At 28.0% G+C, this 18,178-nt stretch carries 22 protein-coding genes and 3 tRNA genes; 18 read left to right on the top strand and 7 right to left on the bottom strand.

Annotation, left to right across the window (positions count from 1 at the left end; genetic code table 11):
- Positions 1-3 precede the first annotated feature (3 nt).
- The 3 genes from FDK22_RS08500 (at position 4) to FDK22_RS08490 (ending at position 2,266) form a co-directional block, all read left to right on the top strand.
- A complete protein-coding gene (locus FDK22_RS08500) occupies positions 4-306 on the top strand; it encodes a hypothetical protein (protein WP_138152492.1) in 303 nt (100 codons plus the stop codon).
- 81 nt (positions 307-387) lie between these two features.
- The gene (gene mltA / locus FDK22_RS08495; RefSeq protein ID WP_138152491.1) at positions 388-1,485 is read left to right on the top strand and encodes a murein transglycosylase A; all 1,098 of its coding nucleotides are present in this window, start codon (positions 388-390) and stop codon (positions 1,483-1,485) included.
- A 43-nt stretch (positions 1,486-1,528) separates the two neighbouring features.
- On the top strand, positions 1,529-2,266 hold the full coding sequence (locus tag FDK22_RS08490; protein ID WP_138152490.1) for a Gabija anti-defense Gad2 family protein: 738 nt from the start codon (positions 1,529-1,531) through the stop codon (positions 2,264-2,266).
- A 20-nt stretch (positions 2,267-2,286) separates the two neighbouring features.
- On the opposite strand, the gene FDK22_RS08485 is transcribed toward FDK22_RS08490, so the two are convergent.
- A complete protein-coding gene (locus tag FDK22_RS08485; protein WP_138152489.1) occupies positions 2,287-2,532 on the bottom strand; it encodes a hypothetical protein in 246 nt (81 codons plus the stop codon).
- A complete protein-coding gene (locus FDK22_RS08480) occupies positions 2,532-2,771 on the bottom strand; it encodes a hypothetical protein (protein ID WP_138152488.1) in 240 nt (79 codons plus the stop codon). Before FDK22_RS08480 ends, FDK22_RS08485 begins: the two co-directional genes overlap by 1 nt.
- A 146-nt stretch (positions 2,772-2,917) precedes the next feature.
- Between FDK22_RS08480 and FDK22_RS08475 the strand changes: the two genes are divergently transcribed.
- The gene (locus tag FDK22_RS08475) at positions 2,918-3,724 is read left to right on the top strand and encodes a phosphatidylserine decarboxylase (RefSeq protein ID WP_138152487.1); all 807 of its coding nucleotides are present in this window, start codon (positions 2,918-2,920) and stop codon (positions 3,722-3,724) included.
- A gap of 106 nt (positions 3,725-3,830) precedes the next feature.
- A complete protein-coding gene (locus FDK22_RS08470) occupies positions 3,831-4,061 on the top strand; it encodes a hypothetical protein (RefSeq protein ID WP_138152486.1) in 231 nt (76 codons plus the stop codon).
- 13 nt (positions 4,062-4,074) lie between these two features.
- Here the strand turns inward: FDK22_RS08470 and FDK22_RS08465 are convergent, their stop codons facing one another.
- Positions 4,075-4,431, bottom strand: coding sequence for a rhodanese-like domain-containing protein (locus FDK22_RS08465; protein WP_138152485.1), 357 nt, complete (start codon positions 4,429-4,431; stop codon positions 4,075-4,077).
- A 156-nt stretch (positions 4,432-4,587) separates the two neighbouring features.
- On the opposite strand from FDK22_RS08465, the gene trxA reads away from it, so the two are divergent.
- The 9 genes from trxA to FDK22_RS08420 all read left to right on the top strand — a co-directional run bounded on the left by trxA (position 4,588) and on the right by FDK22_RS08420 (position 11,852).
- Positions 4,588-4,950, top strand: a complete 363-nt coding sequence (gene trxA / locus FDK22_RS08460; RefSeq protein WP_138152484.1) for a thioredoxin — start codon at positions 4,588-4,590, stop codon at positions 4,948-4,950.
- 9 nt (positions 4,951-4,959) lie between these two features.
- Positions 4,960-6,714 (top strand): protein-disulfide reductase DsbD, encoded by a 1,755-nt coding sequence (dsbD, locus tag FDK22_RS08455; protein WP_228711671.1) that lies wholly within the window; start codon positions 4,960-4,962, stop codon positions 6,712-6,714.
- 54 nt (positions 6,715-6,768) lie between these two features.
- Positions 6,769-7,371 (top strand): MarC family protein, encoded by a 603-nt coding sequence (locus tag FDK22_RS08450; protein ID WP_138152483.1) that lies wholly within the window; start codon positions 6,769-6,771, stop codon positions 7,369-7,371.
- Between the two features lies 1 nt (position 7,372).
- Entirely contained in the window at positions 7,373-8,305 is a 933-nt protein-coding gene (locus FDK22_RS08445) for a PLP-dependent aminotransferase family protein (RefSeq protein WP_138152482.1), read from the top strand.
- Positions 8,295-8,900, top strand: coding sequence for a transglutaminase-like domain-containing protein (locus tag FDK22_RS08440; RefSeq protein ID WP_138152481.1), 606 nt, complete (start codon positions 8,295-8,297; stop codon positions 8,898-8,900). Before FDK22_RS08445 ends, FDK22_RS08440 begins: the two co-directional genes overlap by 11 nt.
- A 165-nt stretch (positions 8,901-9,065) precedes the next feature.
- Positions 9,066-10,274, top strand: a complete 1,209-nt coding sequence (locus FDK22_RS08435; protein ID WP_138152480.1) for a P-loop NTPase fold protein — start codon at positions 9,066-9,068, stop codon at positions 10,272-10,274.
- A 3-nt stretch (positions 10,275-10,277) separates the two neighbouring features.
- Complete coding sequence (gene dtd, locus FDK22_RS08430) at positions 10,278-10,727, top strand: D-aminoacyl-tRNA deacylase (RefSeq protein WP_138152479.1); 450 nt, start codon at positions 10,278-10,280, stop codon at positions 10,725-10,727.
- Positions 10,728-11,414 (top strand): SDR family oxidoreductase, encoded by a 687-nt coding sequence (locus FDK22_RS08425; RefSeq protein ID WP_138152478.1) that lies wholly within the window; start codon positions 10,728-10,730, stop codon positions 11,412-11,414. It abuts the gene before it with no gap.
- Positions 11,415-11,426: 12 nt separating this feature from the next.
- Complete coding sequence (locus tag FDK22_RS08420; protein WP_138152477.1) at positions 11,427-11,852, top strand: hypothetical protein; 426 nt, start codon at positions 11,427-11,429, stop codon at positions 11,850-11,852.
- A gap of 1 nt (position 11,853) precedes the next feature.
- Here FDK22_RS08420 and FDK22_RS08415 read toward each other — a convergent pair whose 3' ends face one another.
- The 4 genes from FDK22_RS08415 to ilvD all read right to left on the bottom strand — a co-directional run bounded on the left by FDK22_RS08415 (position 11,854) and on the right by ilvD (position 17,060).
- Positions 11,854-13,074, bottom strand: coding sequence for an ArsS family sensor histidine kinase (locus FDK22_RS08415; protein WP_138152476.1), 1,221 nt, complete (start codon positions 13,072-13,074; stop codon positions 11,854-11,856).
- The gene (locus FDK22_RS08410) at positions 13,071-13,748 is read right to left on the bottom strand and encodes a response regulator transcription factor (RefSeq protein ID WP_228711683.1); all 678 of its coding nucleotides are present in this window, start codon (positions 13,746-13,748) and stop codon (positions 13,071-13,073) included. The genes FDK22_RS08415 and FDK22_RS08410 overlap by 4 nt, the downstream gene beginning before the upstream one ends.
- 10 nt (positions 13,749-13,758) lie before the next feature.
- Positions 13,759-15,177 (bottom strand): Do family serine endopeptidase, encoded by a 1,419-nt coding sequence (locus tag FDK22_RS08405; RefSeq protein WP_138152474.1) that lies wholly within the window; start codon positions 15,175-15,177, stop codon positions 13,759-13,761.
- A gap of 194 nt (positions 15,178-15,371) precedes the next feature.
- Positions 15,372-17,060, bottom strand: coding sequence for a dihydroxy-acid dehydratase (ilvD, locus tag FDK22_RS08400; protein WP_138152473.1), 1,689 nt, complete (start codon positions 17,058-17,060; stop codon positions 15,372-15,374).
- A gap of 312 nt (positions 17,061-17,372) precedes the next feature.
- On the opposite strand from ilvD, the gene FDK22_RS08395 reads away from it, so the two are divergent.
- From FDK22_RS08395 to FDK22_RS08380, 4 genes are all read left to right on the top strand, one after another.
- A tRNA-Leu gene (locus tag FDK22_RS08395) sits at positions 17,373-17,459 on the top strand.
- A gap of 37 nt (positions 17,460-17,496) precedes the next feature.
- Positions 17,497-17,585: transfer RNA gene (locus FDK22_RS08390), tRNA-Ser, on the top strand.
- Between the two features lie 47 nt (positions 17,586-17,632).
- Positions 17,633-17,708: transfer RNA gene (locus FDK22_RS08385), tRNA-Cys, on the top strand.
- A gap of 138 nt (positions 17,709-17,846) precedes the next feature.
- Complete coding sequence (locus FDK22_RS08380; protein WP_138152472.1) at positions 17,847-18,056, top strand: cold-shock protein; 210 nt, start codon at positions 17,847-17,849, stop codon at positions 18,054-18,056.
- Positions 18,057-18,178: the final 122 nt, after the last annotated feature.

The raw sequence follows: 18,178 nt of genomic DNA, 5'->3' as shown, positions 1-18,178 counted from the left end.
TTCATGCAAACTATTATTTTTTTACTATTAACTTTTTTAATAGTAATCTTCTCAATTTTACTCTATTACAAAAATAAACACTCAAGAGTTGATAAATTAAACAACGGTGAATGCCCAACTTGTGGAGCAAAAACTAAAACTTTTTATGATGAAAATACTAAAACAACTTTTAAACAAGAAGTTATTAATGCAAGATTATTAAAAGGTGGAGGTTGTTCAGGTGTTAATGATATTGAATATACTTGCAAAGTATGTGGAATGAAAGAGGTTTATTCTCAATCTGGTAATTCAAACTGTGGAATTTAATAGTTTAAAGTATTAAATTCATAGATTTAACAACTATTAACTTTTAAATGTTAGAATTCCCCAAAATTAAAGGGAATTATAATGAAGAAACTTACAATCATAACAACAATATTTATTTTACTATTTACAGGTTGTTCACTAAAAGACTTTAAAAAATATGAAAAACTATCAATTTCTAAAGCAAATGTAAAAAAAATAAATATAGATGAGATAGATGGGTTTTATGAAGATGATTTAGATTTAGCATTAGAAGTATTTAAAAAAGATTGCCAAAGAGCAAAAAGATATGAACTTTTTAAAGATGTTTGTCAAAAAGTAAATGATTATACAAATCCTTCAAAGTTTTTTACAGAAAATTTTACAGCTTATGAATTATATAATTCAAATGGAACTGATACAGGGATAATAACAGGTTATTATGAGCCCCTTTTACATGGAAGCCTTACACAAAGTGAAACTTATAAATATCCAATTTACAAAACACCAGATGATATGTTGATGATTGATTTAAGTGATTCTTATCCAGAACTAAAAAAATATAGATTAAGAGGAAAACTTGTAAATGGTAAAGTTATCTCTTATGATGATAGGGAAGATTTAAATAAAAGAGATGATTTAGAAGCTATTTGTTATGTGAATGATGAGGTAGATTTATTCTTTTTACAAATACAAGGTTCTGGTAAAATACAATTAGACACTGGTGAAGTTATAAATGTGGGGTATGCTAATCAAAATGGGCATAAATATTTTGCTATTGGTAGAGCTTTATTAAAAGAGGGAGTTTTACAAGAATATGGTGCAAGTTTACAAGGTATAAAAGCTTATTTAAAAGATAATCCTCATAGAATTGATGAAATTTTAAATCAAAATAGAAGCTATATTTTCTTTTCTAAAAGAGAACAAGGTGCAACAGGGGCACTTGGTTCTGAGTTAGTTGGAGGAAGGAATTTAGCAGTTGATAAAAGATATATTCCCCTTGGAATGCCTGTATTTATAAATACAAAATCTTCTGTAACTAAAGAAAAGATAAATAGACTTATGGTTGCAGCTGATGTAGGGGGAGCAATTAAAGGTGAAATAAGAGCAGATTTCTTTTTTGGACATGGGGAGAATGCAGAGTTAGAAGCTGGTGGAATGAAAGAACAAGGAAAACTTACAATTTTAGTTCCAAATAATTAGCAAAGATATATTAAAATAATATAGTTTATTAAAAGGAAAATATTTGAACTATAAACTTTGGTTAGATTATGATTTTATAACAAAAGATACTGCAATAACTTTAGATAAAAGACTAAAAAATGTAGTTGATAGAATGGAAAACTTTTTTAAAAATGCTTTATTAAAACCTCTTGATGAAGAGTATATTGAGTTTTATTTAGCTGGTTCATGTCTAAAAAGAGATACATTTAGAGATTTAGATTTATTTTTTAAAACAAAAGATGAATTAGAAAATATCTTAAGTTATATTGATGAAAAACATTTTTTATATAAAAACAATTCACATACATTCAAATTTGAAAATGATATATTTCAATGTGTTTACAGAGAAAGGTTTTTAGGAAAAGATTTAAATTTTGTAGTTGACATTTTTGATTTTTCATCTACTAAAATTGGCTTTAGATGTAGATTTAATACAAAAACAAATAAAGTAGAGATTGTTCAATCAGATATTCGTGAAGTTTTCATAAACTATTTAAAAACTAGAAAAAATAGTATCTCTAGGATAAATCAAAATCCATTTGTATCTCTCCAAAGGGCAGTGAGATTTAGTAAAAGTGGAGATGATGTTCCTTTTAGTACTTATTTAGATATTATTTTTGAAATAACTAAAATTGATCCAGATGTAAATTATGATTTATATTTCCAAAGACTTCAAGGTGATGATGAAAATTTTGAAGAGATAAAAAAAGCTATAGAGATTTTTTTAGATAAAAAAAGAGAGTTAAAAGAAAGTGTTTAGGAGATAAAATCCCAAACACTTTAGTCACAGCAACCTTTGCCACAGCATACAAATTCATTTCCATTGTTAGGTGCAAAGGAGATTATAAAATCCCCATCTTTTTCATGCACCAAAAAATCGTGTTTTCTACAAAACTCTTGATTCATTTTATCTTTCATTCTTAAAGCTTTAATCAAAGCCTTATCTTTTGAGTCAAATACTAAATTGTTTTGTAAATCACTTTTTTTAAAGCAACTACACTCTTTTTCAACAATGACTTGATTCATTAACTACAGTGACCACCACCACAACATCCAGAAACTTTTTGTTGTGCGAAGTTAATTACAAAATTGTTTTGGAATTCAACTAAATCAAATTCATGTTTTCCACAGAACTCGTCATTCATTTGATTTTTCATAGCAATTGCTTTACTTAAAGCATCATCTTTTGAAGTAAATTCCATATTATTTTCTAAATCACTTCTTCTGAAACATCCACATTCTTTTTCAACAATAATTTTGTGCATTTTTTTCCTTATTATCTTTAATTTTTTGAAATATTACTAAAAAATATTTAAATAAATCTTTTAAAAAATTGTTATTAAATAGAATTTAAAATTGAAGAAATATTTAGATAAAATACAAACCAATTAGAAACTATGTAAGGAAAATAATGCATATTACAAATATAATTTCACAATATTTTGGAAAATTTGCAAAGACCAAGTTCCCATCTTTTATTCAAAAGATTATAAACAATGGTTATGTTAAATTTTTAGGTTTAAATATGAGTGAATTTAGAAACCCTAAATTTTATAAATCATTAAATGATTTATTTACAAGAGAGCTTGCTATTGCTAGGGAGATTAATAAAGATGAAAATGTTTTTATCTCACCAACGGATAGTTTTATCACTCAATGTGGAACTTTAGAAAAAGATTTATTACTTCAAATAAAAGGGATGGAATATTCTGTAGAGGATATGTTAACTTACCATTGTGCTGAGAATTTTAAAAAATTAAATAATGGTTCATATATGAATTTTTATCTTTCACCAAAAGATTATCACAGATATCATGCTCCAATTGATTTTGAAATAAAAAGATTAATTCATATTCCAGGGAAATTATATCCTGTAAATTTAAAGTATTTAAACAAACAAATTGATTTATTTGTTGAAAATGAAAGGGTGATTTTAGAGTGTATTAATGACAATAAACTTTTTTATATGGTTTTTGTTGGGGCTTTAAATGTTGGACAAATGGTATTTACTTTTGAACCAAAGGTTGAAACAAATACAGATATAAGAGATATCCAAATTTATGAGTATGAAGAAAAAAGTGTTAAAAAAGGTGATTGTTTAGGTTACTTTAAAATGGGTTCAACTGTAGTTATGGTTTGGGAAGAAAATAGTGTAGAAATTAATAATCTTCTTAACCAAAGTGTTAAGTTTGGTGAAAAAATAGCCTCAAAAAAATAAGCTTATAACTTTAATAACAACTTTTTAAGAGAAAAACAGTTTCTTATTGTAGAATATATAAATAAAATCTGGTCCCTTTTAACTGGGACATTAAAAGGAAAATCTTATGACAACAGAATTAAAAAAATTACCATTAGCAGGAACTAAAAAAGGTATAATTTCTATTTCAAATGTATCTGAACCATATGGAAAAGGAACTCCTGATATTGTAAGTATTGGTATTTCATTAAATGGAAAAGATATCGAATGGAAATCTCATATTCCATATGAAAATTTAGATGATGTAATTGCAGTACTACAAGAAGCAAGTGCAGCTAAAAAAGCAGAAGAGGAGTAATTCTCTTTAGCTTTTAAACACGTTCCACTTCTTTCCCCTCTTCAAGCCACAATGCCATTCCCCCAGACAAATGACAAACATTAGTATATCCATGGTTTTGAATTAAATAATTGCCAATTGTTCTTGTTCTATTAGCATGGGCACAAATTAATACAAATTGTTGCTCTTTTGATGTTACAAGTTTTTCAAACTCTTTTAACCATGTTGGAACATCTACATTTCCAAACATATCAAAAAAAGTCATAAGATGTGAATTTTTTACAATTCCTGTATAAGCCCACTCTTCATCTCGCCTTACATCTATCATAACAATATTTTTTTCAATAAGTTTTTCTACTTCACTTGGCGATAAATCTATTAAATAATTCATTTAACTCCCTTTATTTGGTAATTTTACCATTTTAATCTTAGGAATTTTATAATTATAAATTATAATTCTTTTTTGATATAAACTTATAAAAAGTAATTTATAAACAATTTCTTCACAAAACTTCACTATAATAGTTAAAATTAAAAAAGGAATATAATGAAAAAAGTGTTTTTTGCTTTTCTTTTTACTATTTCAACATTATTTGGATTTGAACATTTAGATACAACTAATTTTGATAAAAAAATAGAAAAAGGTAACGTAATCGTAGATTTTTATGCAACTTGGTGTCCCCCTTGTAAAATATTAGCTCAAAGCTTAGAAGATTTTGATAAGGTTAAACCTATGGATATTACAATATATAAAGTTGATATCGATAAATATATGGATTTAGCAAAAAAGTATGGTATTACAGCTCTTCCAACAATAGTTTTTTTCAAGGATGGAAAACCAATATCGAGGGAAGTTGGAATTAAAGATGTACCACAATTAACAAATAGCTCAAAAATGCATTTTAATTAAGGCTTAAAAATGATAAAAAAACTACTTATACTTATTTTCTTTTCAATTTATGCTTTCGCAAACCAAGATTTTTTAGAACCAGAAGAAGCATTTAAAACAAGTTTTGAAAAAAAAGATGAAAATGTAATTTTCAGTATTAAACTTGGTAAAGATATCTATTTATATGATGATAAATTAAAGTTTTTAATAACAAAACCACAAAAAGTGGATATAAGAAATGATTTAGATATACCAGAATCAAAAGAGTATGAGATTTGGCAGATTCATAATCATGATATGGATATTAAAATCCCTTATGCTTTATTAAAAGAAAAAACAAATAATGCTTCGAATATTGAAATAACAGTAGAATTTCAAGGGTGTTCAAAAGCAGGGCTTTGTTATGCTCCAATGAGCACTAGTGAAAATATTGATTTTTCAAATGCATCTAGTGCTAATGAAATTAAAGAAGAAGTACAAGCTCAAACTAATCAAGTGCAAGAAGAGACATTAAATGAAACAGATGCAATTGCAAATACATTAAAAAGTGGGAATATTTTAATTGTACTTGCAACATTTTTTGGGTTTGGATTATTGTTATCTTTAACTCCATGTGTTTTTCCAATGATTCCTATTCTTTCTTCTATTATTGTAAAAGCAGGGGATAGTGGTACTTTAACAGCTTCTAAAGGGTTTTTCTTATCTTTAGTTTATGTTTTGTCTATGGCTGCAGCATATACAATAGCAGGGGTTTTAGCTGGAGTTTTTGGTGCTAATTTACAAGTTGCACTTCAAAATCCATATGTTTTAGTTGCCTTTTCAGCTATTTTTGTGGCACTTGCTTTTTCAATGTTTGGATTTTTTAAATTAGAACTTCCTCAAAGTATTCAAAATAAGATAAATAAAACAACAGATGGAAAAGAAAAACAAGGTGTATTAGGAATCGCAATTATGGGATTTTTATCTGCACTTATTGTTGGTCCTTGTGTTGCTCCACCATTAGCTGGAGCTTTAGTTTATATTGGACAAACTGGTGATGCCTTTTTAGGTGGAGCTGCCTTATTTGTAATGAGTATGGGTATGGGTATTCCATTACTTCTAATTGGACTTGGAGCTGGTAAATATATGCCAAAACCAGGTGGTTGGATGGAAAATGTAACTAAAATTTTTGGTATTGTAATGCTTGGTGTTGCAGTTTGGATGTTAGATAGAGTGTTAGATGCAACTATTGTTATGTTTATGTGGGCATTATTATTAATTGGAGCGGCACTATATTTAAAAGTGTTTGAACATATTATTGCAAAACTAATTACAACAGTTATTATGATTTATGGTGTTTTAATATTTGTAGGGGCAGTAAGTGGAGCTACAAATCCTTTAAACCCATTGGATAAATTCACAAGTGGTGTAGCTATTTCTCAAAATGTTGAGGAATTATCTTGGAGTAAAGTTAAAACAAATGAGCAAATCAACTTAGCTGTAAAGGCTTCATCTAAACCAGTGATGTTAGATTTTTATGCTGATTGGTGTATCTCTTGTAAAGAGCTTGAAGCTATTACTTTTAAAGACCCAAGGGTTATTGCTAAATTAAAAGAGTTTACACTTTTAAAAGCTGATGTAACAGAAAATAATGAAGATGATAAAGCTATGCAAAAAAGGTTTGGAGTTGTTGGACCTCCTGGTTTAATTTTTTGGAATAAAGAAGGAAAAGAGATAAAAGCTGCTCAAATAGCAGGATATAAAAACCCTGAAGAGTTTTTAAAACTACTTGATACTCACTTTTAATTACTTATCATAATTTAGATATACTTCCTAAAATATAATTTTTAGGAAGTGTTTATGGACCTTTTTGTTGCAACATTTTTAAAAATGTTCTTTATCATGACACCATTTTTTGTATTATCTGTATTTTTGACAGTAACAAATGAAGCTACTGTAAAAGAGAAAAAAACATTAGCGATAAAAGTTACTACTTCAGTTATAGTTCTAAGTCTTGTATTACTTTTTTTTGGAACACATATTTTTACTGTCTTTGGAATAACTTTAGATGCTTTTAGAATTGGTGCAGGGGCTTTATTGTTTTTATCAGCTGTTGATTTGATTAGAGGAAGTAAAGATGGGCAAAAGGTTGATGGTGCAAATTTACACGATTTAGCAGTTGTCCCTTTAGCAATACCAATTACAATTGGACCTGGAACAATTGGTGTACTTTTAGTTATGGGTGCAGGTTTTGAATCAAAATCATCTTTGTTTTTAGGAAGTTTTGCTTTAGTATGTGCTGTTTTATTAGTTGGAATAATGTTATATTTTTCTCATATTATTAAAAAAGTTATTGGAAAGCAAGGACTATTGATAATATCTAAAATAACAGGTCTTTTTTTGGCAGCTTTATCTGCTCAAATTATATTTACTGGAATAAAAAACTTTTTAAACTTGGCATAAAATGATTGATTTCTCTTGCGATTTAAATTTTTTAAAACCAAACACTAATATCGATTATAGTTTAATTTCAAGTGCAGATTATAGTAATTTATTAAATCTTTTAGAGAAAAGATATCATATTAGTAAAAATCAAATTGAATTGTATAATGGTTTTAGTTCAGCAATATATTCTTTATTGAAATTTTTAGATTTAAAATATTGTTTTATTTATAGTCCATGTTCTTTAGCTTTTAAAAAAGCCGCAACTAATTTATCTTATGAAGTTAGACTTATCAATAGATTTGAAAATCTATTTTTACCAATAAAACAAGATAGTTTGGTAGTTTTTGCTAATCCTTCATATTTAGATGGAACATATTATGATTTGGAAAATCTTTTTAAATATTGGAAAGAAAAAAATGCAACAGTTTTAATAGATGAAACTATGTTAGATTTTTGTGGAGAAGATGCTGCTATAAAATATCTTGAAGAGTATGAAAAGTTATATATTATAAAAAATCTTTCAATCTACTACTCAAATGAAAATCTTAATATCTCTACACTTTTTTCAATAAGAAGAAATATTGAATCAATTAGAAAATATGAACCAGAAAATAAACTATCTGCATATGATATGAAGTACTTAGAGGAGTCTTTAAAAGATTGGGATTTTAAAGTTATCTCAAATAGTGTAAATATAAAAAATAGAATTGAATTAGAAAAGATATTTCATTCTTGTAAATATGTAGATTTTTTGTTTCATAGTAGTAGTAATTCTCTTTTAATTAAGCTTAAAAAAATAAACTCAAAAGAGTTTAGATTAAAACTTCAAGAAAAAAACATTATTGTTCCAAACTGTTTAAAATATGATTTTATAGATGAGAGTTTTGTGAACATATATGTTGATTCTAAACAGAGTATTGCAAGGTTAAAAGAGATTTTATATGCTATTTAAAAACAGATTTTTGTATTATCTTTCTATTATAATATCTGTTGTTTCTGTTTTATTTATAATTGCAATGATTTATAAATCCTTTTTTATTGTTAAACATCAATTTATAGATATTGATGGAGCAACCTATGTAAATCAAGTAAGAACAGATGATTTTACAAGAAGACTTGCAAATGAGTTAACAAAAGAGTGTAAAGGAAACCATGGGTGTGAAGTCCAATCAATGTTAAACTTTGTAACAAATATTCCTTATAAAGTTAATAAAAGTGTTGCAAGAAGTTCACAAAAGGTAGTTGAACAAAACTTTGGGGACTGTGATGATAAGTCAAACCTATTGATTTCAATGTTAAAAGTAAAAGGGTATGAAGCATATTTTGTCCTTGTTCCAAAACATATATTTGTGATAGTTAACTTAAAAGATAAGATTCCACATATAAAAGCTTTATATGTAAATGGTAAACCATATTATATTTTAGAAAGTACTGCAAAGGGTTCACCTATTGGGTTTAGATTAAAATATAGTTTTGATGATATTAAGGCTATTGTTGACCCTTTTAAAAATAAGAAATTAGTTATTGAAAAGTTGGAATATAAATAAAAGAACAATTTGTAAGCATCTTCTTCGTTGCTAAATATTTTTCTTTCAATCACTTACTTTATGTAAGCTCAATCAAGAAAAATTTTTAGTGCCTTGAATCTACATACAACTAGTCCTTTTATTTTAATATAGTAAAATATTATATACAAACTAAAAAGAAGTAAAATGGCAAATCAAAAAGAGTTAAAAGATTATTTACTTGGTACACGAGATGATAAAGGTTATCTTAGAAAAGATGATAACAACAATAAAGTAATTATGTTATCAGGGAAATGGGGAAGTGGGAAAACTCATTTTTGGCAGAATGTAATTGAAGAAGAGTTAAAAAAAGATTTAAAAGACAAATCTTATTCTTATGTTAGTTTATATGGGAAAAGTACTATTGAAGAGATTGAAAATGATATTTTTAGCCAAGTATTTTTTCATTCTATTGGTGGCGAAAATTTAGTTACTAAAACAACTTCAACTTTTACTAAATATACTAAAAGATATGGAAAGCTAGCATCATCTTTTTTTGACTTATCAGAACTAGTAACTGCATTGGAAGAAGAGTCAAAAGACAATGAAAAAAGAATTGCTTTAGAGAGATTAAATAATGGTGGAATTATTTGCTTTGATGATTTTGAAAGAAAATCAAAAGAAATAGATTTAAATGACCTTTTTGGGTTTATAACTCAACTTTCTTTAAATTTTAAATGCAAGATTGTAATTATTTTAAATGATGATGTATTTAAAGGTAAAGAAAAAGAAATTTTTTCAAGTGTTAAAGAAAAAACTGTATCAAAATATTTATATTATAAACCATCAATAGAAGAACTATTTGGATTAATTTATAATAGTAATAAGAAATATAAAAAACTAGATAAAGATTTTGTTTTAAAAACTATCGAAGAAACAGAAGAACTAAATGCAAGAATTTATATTCAGGTTTTAGATAATCTTCTCGAATGGATAGAAAAAGTTGACGATGATCAAACAGAAGTTGAAGTATTACGATGTTTGATCTTAGTAAATATTAATTTTATAATTTATCACACAATGGCAGAAAAAAAAGATAGATACTATATTGTAAAAGGATTTTATAATCTAGGGTTTGATTATAATTCCAATAGGTTAGTAGGAATGTCTGGATATAAAGAGTTTAATAATTTTGATGAATATATTAACTATGTAATTGAGAATCTAGTAAATCGTGAGAAATCTCAATCTGAATTTAGAAAAAAATATCAAGAACTTATTGAAGAAAATATTACTATTTTTAAAAGTGAGTTTTTTATTAATAAATGGGATATTGCTGAAGGAATAGAACTTGATATATTTAATAAAATCAATAACTTCATAGAAACAGGAATTTTAATTAAGGAAAGTAATTAAAAGATGATAGCAGTAATACAAAGAGTAAGTTCTTCTAGTGTAAAAGTAGATGATAAAATTGTTGGAGAGATAAATAAAGGATTAAATATTCTTCTTGGAGTTAAAAAAGGCGATACAAGTGAAGATATAAAAAAGCTAGTAAACAAAATAGTAAATCTAAGAATCTTCCAAGATGAAAATGACAAGATGAATTTATCACTTCTTGATGTGGATGGGGAAGCTTTGATTATCTCTCAATTTACCCTATCTGGAAATATAAAAAAAGGAAGACGTCCTAGCTTTGATAGTAGCGAAACTCCTGATGTAGCAAATAAACTTTATGAAGAGTTTGTAGAAGAGTTTAAAAAAGCTGGGATTAATACCCAAACTGGAGTTTTTGGTGCATATATGGATGTATCTATTCAAAATGATGGACCTGTAAGTTTTATAATTGATTCAAAGGAATTAAATTAAATGAAAAATATTATTGTAACGGGTGCTTCTAATGGTATTGGAAAAGCTATTGCCAAGAGTTTACGAAAAAAATACAATATTATAAATATAGACAAAGAAGAGAAAGATTTAAAAGATGTAGATTTTTATAAATGTGATTTATCTTCTAAAGATGAATTACTAAAAACTATAGAAAAGATTAAATCAAAATATAATTCTATTTTTGCCCTTATAAATAATGCTGGATTTGGTTTATTTAAGCCACTTCAGGAGCAAACTTATGAAGAGTGGGATAGTGTTTTAAATACAAATTTAAGAGCACCATATATTTTATCTAAAGAGTTTTCTATTTATTTAGAGCAATCAAAAGGACATATTATAAATATCTCTTCAACTAGAGCAATTATGAGTGAAAAAGGAACTGAGAGTTATAGTGCTTCAAAAGGTGGACTCTCTTCTTTAACTCATGCTTTAGCTTTAAGTTTATCCCCTGAGGTTAAAGTAAATTCTATTAGTCCTGGTTGGATTAATATAGACGAAAACTATAAGCCAACAAAAGAGGATAAAGAACAACACCTAAGTAATAGGGTAGGAAAAGCTTCAGATATTGTTGATACTGTAAAGTTTTTATTAAAAAATAAAGGTTTTATTACTGGAACAAATATAGTTGTTGATGGTGGTATGACTAAAAAAATGATTTATGTTTAGGAAAATTAAAAAATGAAATATATTGAATGGTTTGAAAATCATGGTAAAAGACATGCCAAGGTTATGGAAAAATTAAAAGATAAAAGTGATGATGAGGTAATAGAGTATTTTAGATTTGATAATATGGTAAAAAATGAACCAGGTTTTTGTCCACTTTACAAAGACAATAAAAAGTGCCATGATTATGAAGAGTTAAATTGCTATTTGTGCGCTTGTCCAAATTTTAGATTTGATGATGAGGGAGTAGAAAAGCAAGATGATAAAACTGTTTATTCTATCTGTTCTATTGACTCTAAAGATGGTTCTCAATATATAGGGGATGATTATATCCATCAAAACTGTTCAGGCTGTATAGTTCCCCATAGAGAGAAATATATTAAAAAACATTTCTCTAGGGACTGGTTTGAGATTATGAAAGATGTTGTAATAAAAAAATAGATTAAGAGATTAAAATAGAAAAGGTGTTTTTCCCTTTAGTATGGTTATAAACCAATTTATAACCATGCAAGTTTGCAATGGTTTTTACAATATATAATCCTAATCCAAAACCATCGCTTCTTTTCTCTTCTTGTGAAAATGGTTCTGTATAATATTCCAGTTCATATTTTAAAGGTTCTCCATCACTAATGATATCAACTCTTTGTTTGTTTGCTTTTATTATTGCATGCTTATTTGGTGAAAACTTAATGGCATTGTCTATTAAGTTTTTAAGGGCTACAGAAAACATTGCTGTGTCTGCATTTAGATTAAAATCATTTACCTTTGCACTAATTTTATCTGGACTTAACATAGCAATCTCAACGGTTCTTTTATAGATTTTAAAAAATGAAGTAAGTTCTTTATAAACAAAGGTATTATTAGAGGTAAGTTTTTCAACCATAGCAAGCTCTTTAATGATATCATCCATTCTTTTAAAAGCTTTTTGTAAAGTTAATCGTGTTTTATCATCTTCTAAAGTTTCAGCTATAAACATAGCCTTAGTAATTGGTGTTTTAAGTTCATGCATCATATTACGCATGAAAAGATCTTTTGATTTTGTTTGATTATTTATATGAGTTATTGCATCCCCAAAGGTTTTAGCAATTGTTCCAATCTCATCACTACTATTTGATTTGATTTTTACATTAAAGTCACCATTTGAAAACTTCTTAATCTCTTTATTTAAATCCCTAAGTGGTTTTAATTTTCTTTTTAAAATATAGTATAAAGAGAGTAATACTGCAAGGGAGAATGTTGCAGCAGATATTATGATTATAAGATTATATGAATAGTTTTGAGAATCTTGAATCATCAAATTGTAACCATCTTTTTGAACATAAATATATAAATCATCTTCAAGATTAAAAATTCTATACATTCCTAAATTATTTGTTCTAAGCAAAGTAGGTTTAGCATGATTTATAATTTTAAAATTTAAATCTTCATCTTGAATTCTTTTCATTTTAAATTGGTCCAAAATGATTTTGATACTGCTATTTGTAGGGTTTGTTTGTAAAGATTTTAATAGGCTTTCTGCAACAAGTTCATATTTCTTTTGCATATTTATATTATATCTTTGCTGGTCAAGCTTGATAAAAATTGCAAAAGTAAGAGAAATTGCAATTAATGCTAAAACAAATATGGTATTGATAAAGGCAGAAATAGAGATATTACGAATCATGATATTAGTTGATAACCAATTCCTCTAACTGACTTTATATATGTTCTACTATCATCGATTTTAGATATTTTACTTCTAATTCTTGAGACCATAACATCAATGTTTTTCAAACTACTATCATCTTCAATATGATCACTTGAATAAATAAAGTCTTCCCTTGCTACAACTGCACCATTTCTTTGAATCATTAATTTTAAAATATCAAACTCTGCTAGAGTTAAAGATAAAACTTCACCTTTAAATAAAATTTGAATATCATCTTCTCTTAATTCAAAATCAGTTTTTTTGATATTTTCTTCCTCTTTTACAACGGAAGAAATTCTTTTTAAAATAGCTTTAATTCTTGCTTGTAATTCCCTTGGATTGTATGGTTTTGGAAGATAATCATCAGCTCCTCTTTCTAGACCCATAACTTTATCAAGAATATCATCTCTAGCACTAGAGATAATAATTGGAATTTGAGATTTTTCTCTAATCTTTGGAATAAGTTCTAATCCATCAATCTCCGGAAGCGTTAAATCTAAAATAAGTAGTTTATAGTCTTTTAAACTTAACATTGATAGCCCATTGTAAGGGCTATCAGTATTTGTTACTTCAATATCATATGAAGCTAAGTAGTCAGTGATGATTTGAGCTAACTCTAAATCATCTTCTATCATAAGTACCTGAACTATTGTAAATCCTTTATTTAATTGCTAATAGTATTGTTTGACCATATCTATTAACATAAACTCTTTTATCTTGTTTATTATACTTTCTTACAGCTTGTTGTATGTCCCCAAAGCTTTTAACTTCGATTTCTTCAATTTGGATAATAACATCACCTGGTTGAAAACCAACTTTTTCTGCTTTTGAACCTGGTTCTACCCCTACAATTAAAACACCTTCAGCATTTGAGCTTAATCTAAATCTTTTTATCATATCAGCATTTATTTCTGATAATTGAAGACCACCTAAAAATTTACCATTGTTAGCTTCAGAAGTTATAAGACCAGCTCTATTTCCAAGAGTAATCTCTTTTGTAATATTTTTCTTATCTCTTTCAATTTCAACTTTAATAGTTTCATCAGGTTTAAATGAAGCGATAACATTTTGTAAATCTTTTCTATTTCTAATCTCTCTATTGTTAATAGATGTAATTAAATCACCTCTTTTTAATCCAGCTTTAGCAGCAGGAGTATCACTTGCTACATCTAAAACTAAAGCACCACTATTACTTTTATATAGTTTCATTAGATTTGGTTTTAAATCATCAATAACAACCCCAAGGTATCCTCTTGTTACTTTACCATCAGAGATTAATTTTTTAACAACATTTTTTACCATATCAACTGGAATTGCAAATCCAATACCATTATTTCCACCTGATCTAGAAATGATTGCACTGTTAATACCAATTAAAGCACCTCTACTATCAACTAAGGCACCACCAGAATTACCAGGGTTAATAGATGCATCTGTTTGGATAAAATTCTCATATCTATTAATACCTACATTGTCTTTGTTTAAAGCAGAAATAATACCTTGTGTTACAGTACTTCCAATACCAAATGGATTTCCAAGGGCAAATATTAAATCACCAACTTTTAGTGTCTCAGAATATCCTAGTTTAATTGCAGTGAAGTTATCCCCTTCAATTTTAATAACTGCTAAATCAGAATCGGCATCTTTACCTATAACTCTAGCATTATACTCTTTTGGGTCTTCACCAATTGTAATTGTAATCTCATCAGCATTTTCAATAACATGGTTATTTGTAACTATGTATCCATCTCTTGAGATAATTACACCAGAACCAAGTGATCTTTGAATTCTATTTTGTTGAAATTGTTCATTAAATTGATCCCCAAAGAATCTTCTTAAAAATGGGTCATTAAACATTTGAAATGGAATATTTCCTGCATTTGAAGAAACTTTTCTTTTAGCTGCAATATTTACAACTGAATGCATTGCATCTTTTACACTTTCATTGAAAGATAAAATTTGGTGGGAATTACTTGGAGTTACCCTTTGTGGATTTTTTTCTGCCATTTGAAAATCTATACTTGATGCAAATAAACTTGTTGCAAAGATAGTGGCAAATAAAATAGCTTTTTTACTCATTATTTTTAGTCCTTTCTAATAGTCTCAAAAAAAGAGACTTTAATATTCTATAAAAAGAATTATAATATCTAAATGTAAACTATTTTTGAATAAAGTGTAAACAAATGCTTAATACAAAGTGGAGTTTTTGTGGAGTTTGTAGTTAAAAGTTAAGAGTAAAGTTTTTAAACTTTACTCTTTTCTTATATTTTATTTTAAAGGTCAGTTTTTAATACAGCACCATTACTTGCATTTGTAACTAAACTTCTATATTGTCCTAACCACGAAGAGTTAAGAGGTTTTTTAAGAGGTTTAAATTCTGCTTTTCTTTTTGCTATTTCCTCATCTGTTAAATTTACAGAAAGAATATATTTGTCAACATCGATATGAATCTCATCACCATCTTTAAGTAAACCAATCATTCCACCCTCAGCTGCTTCTGGAGAAACGTGACCAATTGAAGCACCTCTAGTAGCTCCACTAAATCTTCCGTCTGTGATTAATGCACATTTATCACCAAGACCCATACCCATAATAAGTGAAGTAGGAGCTAGCATCTCTTGCATTCCAGGACCACCTTTAGGACCTTCATATCTAATAACAACAACGTCACCAGCTTTTACTTTTCCTCCAACAATTCCAGAAATAGCTTCTGGTTGTCCATCAAAACATACTGCCTTACCTGTGAATACTCTATCTCCAGTAATACCAGCAGTTTTAATAACAGCACCTTCTTGGGCAAGGTTTCCATAAAGAATTGCTAATCCACCAACTTGTGAATATGGATTATCAATAGTATGAATAATATTTGTATCTTTGATGTAGGCATCAGCAATTTTTTCATATAAAGTTTCACCAGTTATTGTAAGATTTTCAATTAAGATATCATCACCTCTTTTTGTCATCTCTTTCATAACTGCATTTACACCACCAGCTTTATTTATATCTTCCATATGTACTGTTGATAAAGATGGAGAGATTTTAGCAATATGTGAAACTTTTTTAGAAATAGAGTTAATATCTTCTAAGTTAAAATTAACATCTGCTTCTTTTGCAATAGCTAACATATGTAATACAGTGTTTGAGCTTCCACCCATTGCCATATCAACTGCAAAAGCATTTCTAACTGCATTTTCATTTAATATATTTTTTAATTTATATTTTTCTCTTGATGCTGCATCTTTTGCAATTTCACAAACTCTTCTAGCTGCTTTTCTATATAACTCTTCTCTCTCAGGCGTTAAAGCTAAGATTGTACCATTTCCAGGAAGTGCAATACCCATTGCTTCCATAAGTGTATTCATAGAGTTAGCTGTAAACATACCAGAGCATGATCCACCACTTGGACATGCATTACATTCAATATCTTTTAACTCTTCATCACTCATCTCCCCTGCTTCATGTTTACCAACAGCTTCAAAAGCAGTAGCTAAATCAATAGGCGTACCATCTTTAGTGTGTCCTTTTTGCATTGGACCACCACTTACAAATACAGTTGGCACATTTACTCTTAATGCGCCCATAATCATACCAGGAACAATTTTATCACAGTTTGGAATAGCAATCATTGCATCAAGTTTATGAGCGTTCATAACTGTTTCAATAGAGTTTGCAATAATCTCTCTACTTGGAAGTGAAAATAACATACCATCGTGACCCATTGCAATACCATCATCAACACCAATTGTATTGAACTCAAATGGTACACAACCATTTGCTTTAATCTCCTCTTTTATAATTGCTGATACTTTATCTAAGAAAAAGTGTCCAGGAATTAATTCAATAAAAGAGTTTGCAACTCCAATAAACGGTTTATCAAAATCTTCATCTTTTAAACCTGTTGCTCTTAATAAAGATCTATGTGGTGTTCTGTCAAAACCTTTTTTTACTTCATCACTTCTCAATATATATCCTTTCAATTGGTTCCCAATCCAAAGGGACCGTAATTTTAATCTCTTCTTTTTATCAGTAGAAATAAATTCCACTTAAAAGAAGCAAAACACTAAAGGGCTTTAAGAATAAAGCCTTATCTTATGGGCTTTTTTGTAGGGTGAATTATACATTTTTTGGTGTTTGTTTCTTATTAAAAAAAAATATTTTTGAAAAATTTTTAAATTTCTTTCAAAAACCCTTGACAAACAAAAAAAAATCTATTATAATTCCAGTCCAATTTGAGAAACAACACAATGTTTTTTAAATACAAACTACTGTTAAGTGCGAGTGTGGCGGAATAGGTAGACGCGTGGGACTTAAAATCCCATTCCGGTTTCGGAGTGTGAGTTCGATTCTCACCATTCGCACCACTTTTCAATTGATGCGAGAGCATCTTTTTTTTTGCGTAGAGAGTTGGCTGAGTTGGTCGAAAGCACCGGTTTTGAAAACCGGCGAGGTTCACGCCTCCGAGGGTTCGAATCCCTTGCTCTCTGCCATTTTTTTTAACAATCATTTTATCTTACTACTGTTAAAATGATTATGCGGAGGTATAGCAAAGTTGGTAATGCCCGGGATTGCAAATCCTGTATGCGTCGGTTCGAGTCCGGCTACCTCCTCCATTTATAATTTAAACAAACACAAATAGAACGTAGTAACTCATGCTAATTTTGTCAAATTTTTGACTGGGTTTTGTCATGTTAATATGTATTTATAATTTGAGTTTTTTGTTATAAGACATATTAAAAAAAGGAAAGACAATGGCAAACGGAACAGTAAAATGGTTCAACAGTGAAAAAGGTTTTGGATTTATTCAACAAGAAGATGGTGGGAAAGATGTATTCGTTCACTACAGACAAATCAATAACACAGGTTACGGAAGAGTTTCTTTAGATGAAGGTCAAAAAGTTACTTTCGAAGTAGAAGAGGGTCAAAAAGGTCTTCAAGCTGTTAACGTAACTGCTTTATAATATAAATTTTATATTTATAAATAAAAGGGAAGATGGGTTTTCTATCTTCCCTTTTTTTATTTTAATTCTATATTTTCATTTAATTATTTCACATCAAATGTATAAAAAATTTATTTTCCTAT

It is taken from the genome of Arcobacter arenosus, assembly GCF_005771535.1.
In the GTDB taxonomy this organism is placed as follows: Bacteria; Campylobacterota; Campylobacteria; order Campylobacterales; family Arcobacteraceae; genus Halarcobacter; species Halarcobacter arenosus.
This window is presented reverse-complemented; position numbering and strand designations above follow the sequence as displayed.

Bases quoted from the DNA above. Each gene is read 5' to 3' on its own strand.
- FDK22_RS08500 (WP_138152492.1), top strand. From the start codon at position 4: ATGCAAACTATTATTTTTTTACTATTAACTTTTTTAATAGTAATCTTC.
- mltA (WP_138152491.1), top strand. From the start codon at position 388: ATGAAGAAACTTACAATCATAACAACAATATTTATTTTACTATTTACA.
- FDK22_RS08485 (WP_138152489.1), bottom strand. From the start codon at position 2,532: ATGAATCAAGTCATTGTTGAAAAAGAGTGTAGTTGCTTTAAAAAAAGT.
- FDK22_RS08480 (WP_138152488.1), bottom strand. From the start codon at position 2,771: ATGCACAAAATTATTGTTGAAAAAGAATGTGGATGTTTCAGAAGAAGT.
- FDK22_RS08475 (WP_138152487.1), top strand. From the start codon at position 2,918: ATGCATATTACAAATATAATTTCACAATATTTTGGAAAATTTGCAAAG.
- FDK22_RS08470 (WP_138152486.1), top strand. From the start codon at position 3,831: ATGACAACAGAATTAAAAAAATTACCATTAGCAGGAACTAAAAAAGGT.
- FDK22_RS08465 (WP_138152485.1), bottom strand. From the start codon at position 4,431: ATGAATTATTTAATAGATTTATCGCCAAGTGAAGTAGAAAAACTTATT.
- trxA (WP_138152484.1), top strand. From the start codon at position 4,588: ATGAAAAAAGTGTTTTTTGCTTTTCTTTTTACTATTTCAACATTATTT.
- dsbD (WP_228711671.1), top strand. From the start codon at position 4,960: ATGATAAAAAAACTACTTATACTTATTTTCTTTTCAATTTATGCTTTC.
- FDK22_RS08450 (WP_138152483.1), top strand. From the start codon at position 6,769: ATGGACCTTTTTGTTGCAACATTTTTAAAAATGTTCTTTATCATGACA.
- FDK22_RS08445 (WP_138152482.1), top strand. From the start codon at position 7,373: ATGATTGATTTCTCTTGCGATTTAAATTTTTTAAAACCAAACACTAAT.
- FDK22_RS08440 (WP_138152481.1), top strand. From the start codon at position 8,295: ATGCTATTTAAAAACAGATTTTTGTATTATCTTTCTATTATAATATCT.
- FDK22_RS08435 (WP_138152480.1), top strand. From the start codon at position 9,066: ATGGCAAATCAAAAAGAGTTAAAAGATTATTTACTTGGTACACGAGAT.
- dtd (WP_138152479.1), top strand. From the start codon at position 10,278: ATGATAGCAGTAATACAAAGAGTAAGTTCTTCTAGTGTAAAAGTAGAT.
- FDK22_RS08425 (WP_138152478.1), top strand. From the start codon at position 10,728: ATGAAAAATATTATTGTAACGGGTGCTTCTAATGGTATTGGAAAAGCT.
- FDK22_RS08420 (WP_138152477.1), top strand. From the start codon at position 11,427: ATGAAATATATTGAATGGTTTGAAAATCATGGTAAAAGACATGCCAAG.
- FDK22_RS08415 (WP_138152476.1), bottom strand. From the start codon at position 13,074: ATGATTCGTAATATCTCTATTTCTGCCTTTATCAATACCATATTTGTT.
- FDK22_RS08405 (WP_138152474.1), bottom strand. From the start codon at position 15,177: ATGAGTAAAAAAGCTATTTTATTTGCCACTATCTTTGCAACAAGTTTA.
- FDK22_RS08380 (WP_138152472.1), top strand. From the start codon at position 17,847: ATGGCAAACGGAACAGTAAAATGGTTCAACAGTGAAAAAGGTTTTGGA.